The organism is Longimicrobiales bacterium (assembly GCA_035764935.1).
Taxonomy (GTDB): Bacteria; Gemmatimonadota; Gemmatimonadetes; order Longimicrobiales; family RSA9; genus DASTYK01.
On sequence record DASTYK010000113.1, the window covers coordinates 1 to 7,844 of the forward strand.

At 68.7% G+C, this 7,844-nt stretch carries 8 protein-coding genes; all 8 read left to right on the forward strand.

What is annotated here, in order from left to right; genetic code table 11:
* Positions 1-34 precede the first annotated feature (34 nt).
* Positions 35-3,310 carry a molybdopterin-dependent oxidoreductase gene (locus VFU06_09280; GenBank protein HEU5209591.1) on the forward strand — a complete coding sequence of 1,092 codons (3,276 nt, stop codon included), beginning with the start codon at positions 35-37 and terminating at the stop codon, positions 3,308-3,310.
* A complete protein-coding gene (locus tag VFU06_09285) occupies positions 3,310-4,479 on the forward strand; it encodes a 4Fe-4S dicluster domain-containing protein (GenBank protein HEU5209592.1) in 1,170 nt (389 codons plus the stop codon). The genes VFU06_09280 and VFU06_09285 overlap by 1 nt, the downstream gene beginning before the upstream one ends.
* A 10-nt stretch (positions 4,480-4,489) precedes the next feature.
* Complete coding sequence (gene nrfD / locus VFU06_09290) at positions 4,490-5,455, forward strand: NrfD/PsrC family molybdoenzyme membrane anchor subunit (protein HEU5209593.1); 966 nt, start codon at positions 4,490-4,492, stop codon at positions 5,453-5,455.
* A complete protein-coding gene (locus VFU06_09295; GenBank protein HEU5209594.1) occupies positions 5,446-5,679 on the forward strand; it encodes a hypothetical protein in 234 nt (77 codons plus the stop codon). The genes nrfD and VFU06_09295 overlap by 10 nt, the downstream gene beginning before the upstream one ends.
* Complete coding sequence (gene fdhE / locus VFU06_09300) at positions 5,628-6,503, forward strand: formate dehydrogenase accessory protein FdhE (GenBank protein HEU5209595.1); 876 nt, start codon at positions 5,628-5,630, stop codon at positions 6,501-6,503. Before VFU06_09295 ends, fdhE begins: the two co-directional genes overlap by 52 nt.
* A gap of 2 nt (positions 6,504-6,505) precedes the next feature.
* Positions 6,506-6,856, forward strand: a complete 351-nt coding sequence (locus tag VFU06_09305; protein HEU5209596.1) for a hypothetical protein — start codon at positions 6,506-6,508, stop codon at positions 6,854-6,856.
* Positions 6,853-7,146: a hypothetical protein gene (locus VFU06_09310; GenBank protein HEU5209597.1), complete on the forward strand. Its 294-nt coding sequence runs from the start codon at positions 6,853-6,855 to the stop codon at positions 7,144-7,146. Before VFU06_09305 ends, VFU06_09310 begins: the two co-directional genes overlap by 4 nt.
* An 86-nt stretch (positions 7,147-7,232) precedes the next feature.
* The coding region (locus VFU06_09315; GenBank protein ID HEU5209598.1) for a glycosyltransferase at positions 7,233-7,844 on the forward strand (612 nt) is incomplete at its 3' end.

Below are 7,844 nucleotides of genomic sequence, written 5' to 3' on the forward strand. Positions count from 1 at the left end.
CCGCGCATCCGACCTTCATCCGCGAGGGATCCGCATGGAGCTTTCCCGCCGTTCCTTCCTGAAGCTCTCCGGCGCGGCGAGCGCCATCGGCGGCGTGGCCGCCTTCGGTGTCAGTCTCACCCCTGCACGCGCGCGCGCACAGGCGTTGCGCATCAGTGACAGTCGCACGGTCCCGAGCATCTGCCCGTTCTGCTCGGTCGGCTGCGCGACGCTGATCCATGTGCGCGAGGGTGAGATCATCAATATCGAGGGGGATCCGCGCTCGCCGCACAACGAGGGCACGCTCTGCCCGAAGGGCGCCGCGATCTACCAGCTTCACAAGAATCCGAACCGGCCGCAGAAGGTGCTGCACCGTCGTCCGGGTGCGAGCGGCTGGGAGGAAATGGAGCTGGAAGCGGCAATGGACCGTGTTGCGGAGCTGATCCGTCAGACGCGGGACGAGACGTTCATCGAGGCGTTGCCGAACGGCAGGCGGGTGAACTGCACGACATCGATCTTTGCGCTCGGTGGTGCGACGCTGGACAACGAGTTCAACCACCTCGCGCAGAAGTTCTGCCGGGGCCTCGGCATTGTCGCGATAGAAAACCAGGCCAGGATATGACACAGCTCCAGCGTCCCCGGTCTGGGGACACGGCTCGGTAGAGGCGCAGCGACGACGTACCCGCGCAACCTGGAGCACACGGACTGCCTGGTCATCATGGGCTCCAACATGGCGGAGTGCCACCCCGTGGCGTTCCGCTGGCCGATGAAGGCGAAGGTCAACGGCGCGAAGATCATCCACGTCGATCCGCGCTTCACGCGCACCAGTGCGGTCGCCGACCTGCACGCGCCGATCCGTGCGGGCAGCGACATCGCGTTCCTCGGCGGGCTGATCAACTACGTGATGAGCAGCGACCGCTGGAACACCGATCCCTTCTTCCGCGACTACGTCGTCAACTTCACCAACGCTGCCACGCTGGTGAACGAGGACTTCCGTGATACGGAGGACCTCGACGGCCGCTTCTCGGGGCTGATGCAGTACACCGAGCCAGCGGCCTGGCAGTACAATGCGTTCGTCGGTGCGTACGCGACGGAGACGTGGCAGTACGACCGAGGCGCGGGCGAGCCGGGAGAGACGATCGGCACGGCGGGCCAGCTTGCCTCCGGTCGCCCGGCGGCGACCGTGCAATCGGGCGAGCTTCCCGAGGGTCAGCGCGAGGGGGAGCCCGGGCCGGCCCCGGAGCTCGGCCCGGGCTACGACGACCTGGTCCGCTCGCTGCGCCAGCCGCAGGCACGCACGGACCCCACGCTCCGCCATCCGCGCTGCGTGCTGCAAGTCGTGCGTCGCCACTTCTCCCGCTACACGCCGGAGGTGGTCGAGCAGATCTGCGGCACCCCGCGCGCGAAGTTCATTGCGGTGGCGGAAACGCTCCTCGAGAACTCGGGGCGTGACCGCACGAGCGCCTTTGCCTACGCGGTTGCGTGGACGCAGCACACCAACGGGGTGCAGACGATCTCGTGCGCCGCGCTGCTGCAGCTGCTGCTCGGCAACATGGGTCGTCCGGGCGGTGGCATCATGGCGCTGCGCGGTCACGCGGCGATCCAGGGCTCGACGGATGTGCCGACGCTGTATCACAGCATTCACGGCTACATGTCGGCCCCGTCGGCGCTCAAGCAGCACGACTCGCTCGAGGACTACCTGCGCACCGAGACCGCACCCGGCGGCTACTGGGCGAACACGCCGAAGTTCATGGTCTCGTATCTCAAGTCGTTTTACGGCGACGCTGCCACGCCGGCCAACGACTTCGGCTACGACTGGCACCCGAAGATCCTGGGCGATCACTCGCACATGGCGATGTTCTCCGCCATGGCGGACGGCAACGTGCGCGGCATGCTGTGCGTCGGGCAGAACCCGGCGACGTCGCTCAATGCGCGCGTCGAACGCGAGGGGATGCGTCGTCTGGACTGGCTCGTCGTCAAGGACAACTGGCTGACGGAAACCGCGACGCACTGGTACACCGCGCCGGAGGTGCAGGACGGCAGCGTCGACGTCGGTGACATCCAGACGGAGGTCTTCTTCTTCCCGTCGACACAGATCGCGGAGTACGACGGCTCCTTCACGAACACGCAGCGCATGCTGCAGTGGCATTTCATGGCCGCCAGGGCGCCGGGCGACTGCCGCACGGACACGTGGTTCTATCACAACCTGGCGAAGCGGCTGAAGCAGGCGTACGCGAGCAGCACGCTGCCGCGTGACCAGGGCTGGCGGAACACGCTCTGGGATTTCGATCCGGATCCCGGAACCGAGCCGATCTATCCGGGTGAGCCGGATGCCGCGAAGATCCTGCGCGAGATCAATGGCTACCAGACGGGGCGGCCGAACGATCATCTCCCCGGCTTTGCCGCGCTGCGCGACGACGGCTCGACCACCTGCGCGTCCTGGATCTACAGCGGCTGCTTCCCCGCGCCGGACAACAACCTGACGGCGGCGCGCAACCCGGATCCGCCCAATCAGCCGGGTGCGCACCTCGGGTGGGGGTACGCCTGGCCGGCGAATCGCCGCGTGCTGTACAACCGCGCCTCTGCCGATCCGGATGGCAACCCGTGGAGCGAGCGCAAGCGCTGGGTCTGGTGGGACGGCTCACGGTGGATGGGCTATGACGTGCCGGACTTCGCGGCCACCAAGGCACCGACGGATCCCGGCGACCCGGGCGGCATCGGGCTCGATGCGCTGTCGGGCACGGATGCCTTCATCATGAAGGGCGATGGCAAGGGCTGGCTTTTCGTGCCGGCAGGGCTCGCGGATGGCCCGCTCCCCGTGCACTACGAGCCGATGGAGTCGCCCGTGCAGAACCTGCTGTACCCGCGCCAGCAGAGCTCGCCGGTGCTGAAGTACTGGCGGCGTACGGGCAACGCGGTCGCGGAGCCGGGTGATCCCGAGTTCCCATACGTGATCACCACCTACCGCCTGACGGAGCACTACCTGTCCGGCTCGATGAGCCGCTGGCTGCCCTGGCTCTCGGAGCTGATGCCGGAGCTGTTCATCGAGATCGGCACCGCGCTCGCGCAGGAGAAGGGGATCGCGAACCGTGATCGCGTCGTCGTGACCACGCCGCGTGCGCGCATCGAAGCGCGTGCGCTGGTCACCAACCGCATCGGCGTGATGCAGGTCGCGGGCAGGACCATCCATCACGTCGGCATGCCGTGGCACTGGGGATGGATGGGGCTCGCGCGCGGCGACGTCGTCAACGAGCTGACCGCGTTCGTGGGTGATCCGAACGTTTCGATCCACGAGGGCAAGGCATTCGTCTGCAACGTGGAGAAGGCCTGATGGCGGTACTGCGCACACTCCCGGTTCTGAGCCAGACGCGGCCGCAGCGTCCGCACTATTACGGTCGCGAGTTCGGCGTCACCGACCCGCTCGCCGCGCTGCTCGGCGAGCAGCAGCCATCGAGCGGCGCCCGCACCGGCCAGCAGCCGACGGCCGGACAGCCCCGCGCAGCGCAGCAGGACACCGCAGGCACCGGCGTGCCGACCGGCCGCAGCGGAGCCCCGAGTGCGCCCGCGACGGAGACCGCGCCGCACTCGGCGACGCCCGGCACCGTTGCCGCGACCGGCCCGATGTACTGGCACGGCGGGCCGGAAGCGCAGCCCATGGGGTTCTTCACGGACACGACGGTCTGCATCGGCTGCAAGGCGTGCGAGGTCGCGTGCAAGAACTGGAACCAGCTGCCAGCCGCGGGTGGCGGCGAGTGGGAGATGTCGGGCGAAAGCTACGACAACACCCTGCGCCTGGACGGCATCCACTGGCGGCACGTCAAGTTCGTCGAGCAGTTCCCCAACGCGTACAACGGGCGCTGGCTGCTGATGAGCGACGTCTGCAAGCACTGCGTGCAGGCCGGCTGCCTCGAGGTGTGCCCGACGGGCGCGATCATCCGCACCGAGTTCGACACGGTCGTGATCCAGTCCGACGTGTGCAACGGCTGTCGTGCGTGCATCGCGGCGTGCCCGTTCGGGGTCATCGACATGAACCCGGCGTCCGGGACCGCCCAGAAGTGCACGCTGTGCTACGACCGCATCAGCGTCGGTCTCGAGCCGGCATGCTCCAAGGCGTGCCCCACCGACTCGATCCAGTTCGGCACCGTCGATGAGCTGCGTGAGCGTGCCGAGCAGCGTGTGCAGAAGCTGCGCGCGGAAGGGATGACGGACGCGTACCTGTACGGCGCCGACCCGGATGGTCCGCTGGGTGGATTGAACGCGTTCTTCCTGCTGATCGACGACCCGGAGGTGTACGGCCTGCCTCGCAACCCGCAGATGCCGAGTCGCAACCTGGTCAACAGCTCGGCGCTCGGCGTCGCGGGTGCGGCGGCGCTCGGCGCCCTGGCCGCGATCGGGATCCGCAAGCGTCGCATGGACGACATGGCCGGGCACCGCTACGACGATGACGTGCCGCCGCCGCCGGACGACGACGTCCCGCCGCCGCCGCGCGTCGTGACCTGAGGAGCGAGCGATGCTGCCTGATACCTGGTATACCGCGTCGCCGGAGTGGTCGCTCTTCATCATTCCGTACTTCTTCATCGGCGGCATCGCGGGCGGCTCGTACTTCATCGCTGCCGCGCTGCACTGGCTCGGCCGCCCGCATGACCGGCCCATCGTGCGCATCGGCTACGTCGTCGCCGCACTGGGCGCGATCATCAGCGGGCTGCTGCTCATCGTCGACCTGCACCGGCCGCTCCGGTTCTGGCACATGCTCTTCCAGTCGGAACGCTTCCCGCTGCCCGTCTTCAAGCCCTGGTCACCGATGTCGATCGGCTCCTGGGCGCTGTTCCTGTTCGGCGCGATCGCGACCCTGTCCGCGATCGGTGCGCTGGCCGATGACGGTCGCATTCGCTGGCGAAACCTGCGAGTGCTCTACGACAGCACGCTCGGCAAGATCCTCGCACTGTTCGGCGCCGCGTTCGGCTTCTTCGTCGCGAGCTACACGGGCGTGCTGCTCGCCGTCTCCAACCGTCCGATCTGGGCAGACACGCAGTTCCTCGGCGTCCTGTTCCTGACGTCCGCCGCATCGACTGCCGCCGCCACGCTGATCCTGCTCGCGCTCTGGCGACGCGAGACACGTGCTGACGCCTCGACCGTCGAGTTCCTGACCTGGTTCGACGGCTGGGCGCTGATCCTCGAGCTCGTCGTGCTGGCGTTCTTCCTGCTCTCGCTCGGCAGCGTCGCGAGTGTGTGGCTGAGCTGGCGCGGCATCGTCCTGTTGCTGTTCGTCGTGGTGCTCGGCATCCTGATCCCGCTGACGCTGCACCTGCGGCCGAACTTCATGGGCGAGCGATGGCGCGGCAACCGCATCGCGATCGGTGCGGTACTCGTGCTGATCGGCGGCTTCATGCTGCGTTTCATCATCCTGATCGGATCGGAAACCATTCACGGCCCGCACAGCGGGGTGCAGATGACGTCGACAGTGCCATGGCCATGAGAGCACTCCTGCTCGCACTGCTCGCGACGGTTGCTGCATGCACCAGCCCCGAGGCGACGCGTGAGCGCGGCGGCGGCGCCGGCGCCGATCCCGGCAACCGGGACGTGATCGTCGAGATCCATGAAGGTGCAGAGCCGTACCATGACACTCCCTGTCGCATGACGGATGTGGAATGCCCGGAACCCGCAATGCCGTTCGGAACGGAACCGCGCCGCGAGAGCTGAGCGAACAGCTCGAGCGTGAACGGCCGGAGCTGCTGCCCTGGCTGCTGCCGCTGCGCGTCGCGCTCGACGCACTGCGGCTAGAGCCGTGGCGCAGCCTCGCGCCGCTGCCGCCGCGGATGCCCGAGGCCGCAGCGCCCGCCCTGCACGGTGCCACGATCCCGCTCGATCCTGCGGCAACGCGCGGCCACGTGCATGCGGTCCTGGCCGCCGCGTTCCCGCCGGGTGAGCGCTTCGGCCTGGACACGCTGGACGCGGCCGCGCTGCTCGAAGTCGCCCTCGCGCAGGACGACGAGCGGATCGCCGCACTCGCCGACCATGCAGGCGTCGACGCGGATCGGCTGCGGGCTGCAGCCCAGCTCGCCGCACTGCCCGTGCTGCACGCCGCAGCACGCGCACTCCCACCCGCTGCCGGTGTCGACTGGGGCGAGGGCTACTGTCCCGTGTGCGGAGCGCTGCCACTCGCCGCCGAAGCGCTCGGTCTCGACCGCGCTCGTCAGCTCCGCTGCGGCCGCTGCGGCACGGGGTGGAAGACGCACGTGCTGCTCTGCCCGTTCTGCGGTGAGACCGACCACGCAAAGCTCGGCTCGCTCGTGCCGGACGGCCCCGCGGGCCAGGTGTGCTGGGTCGAGACCTGCAGCACCTGTCACGGCTACTGGAAGACCCGCGCAGTGCTGCGCGGCACACCGGCGGACATGCTGCTGCTCGAGGACGCGCGCACGCTGGAGCTCGATATCGCAGCGGCAGAACGCGGCTTCAGCCGTCCCGCGCACGAGGGCTTTCACGTGCGCGTGCAGGTCGCGCCCGTTCCCACGATCGTGAGCTGATCATGGACGCACTCACGCCCGCCACCTTCTGCAGTGAGCTGATCGGCGCACTCGAGGCGTCCGAGGGACGACGGCGTCGTCGCAAGCGCAACACCACGCCCGATGCGATCGGACTCGCGATGAAGCGCGACCTGCTCGAGCAGGCCGTTGCGGATGCCCCCGCGACGGAAGAGTTCGAGGAGTGGCTCTTCCAGCGCGTGCTGGACGCTGGCGACGGCAGCGGCGGCCTGCGTGCCGTCGCAGTGTCGATCCTCGAGGAGTGGCGCTTCGCGCTGCAGGTCGAGGAGTTCCGCGGCTGGCTCGCTGCCGGTGCGCCGTCCGATGATGCCCGTCGCCTGGAGGTGCAGACGTGAGGCGGTTGCGCGTTCTGCTGCTCGCACTGTTGCCGCTCGCATGGTCGTGCGCCCGCGATGATGAAGATCGTCGTGCGCTGCTCGAGCAGGCCGAGCGGGTCAACGCGGAGATCTTCGAGGGCGCCGTCGTCCGCGACCTGCGCGCACCCGGCGACACTGGCCGGCTCGTCTATGACAGTGCGGTCAGCCTGCGGGAGCACCGTGCACTGCCTGCCGGCGCCGCGCAGGTCTGGGCACCGTTCGGCATCGCGGAGCCGGACACCGTCGCGGCAGGGCCCCAGCGTCGCTGAGGTCTGCCGCTCCGATCGCAGAATCGCAGGGCATCTGCTAGCTTGGCGCTGTTCACTACACGGAGCAGCGCCAGCGATCGGACCCGATGCGGATCGCCGTCATCCTCTCGACATACAACTGGCCGCACGCGCTCGAGCTTTCGCTCTGGGGCTACGCCGTGCAGACCTGGCGCGACCTGCAGGTCGTGGTGGCAGACGACGGCTCCGGACCCGGGACCGCCGCCGCGATCGAGCGTGTGCGCGCTGCCAGCGGTCTGGAAGTCGTGCACGTCTGGCACAGCGACCGCGGCTTCCGCAAGAACGAGATCCTGAACCGCGCGATCCTCCGCACCGACCGCGAGTATCTCCTGTTCTCCGACGGCGACTCGCTCCCGCACCCGCGACTCGTCGAAACGCACGCCCGTCTCGCGCGTCCCGATCGCTACCTCGCCGGGGGCTACGTCAAGCTGCCTGCAGCCGTCAGCGAGCGCATCACGGTGGACGACGTGCGCAGCGGGAATGCGACGCGGCTGCGCTGGCTCGTCGCGCACGGCTTTCGTCCCGGCAGTCGCGCCTTCCGCTGGGCAGGCCCACGCTTCGGTGCACTGCTCGATCGCGTCACCACCACGCCCGCACGCTGGCATGGCAACAACGCCTCCACGTGGCGGGAACACCTGCTTGCCGTGAACGGCTTCGATGCGTCGATGGGGTATGGTGGC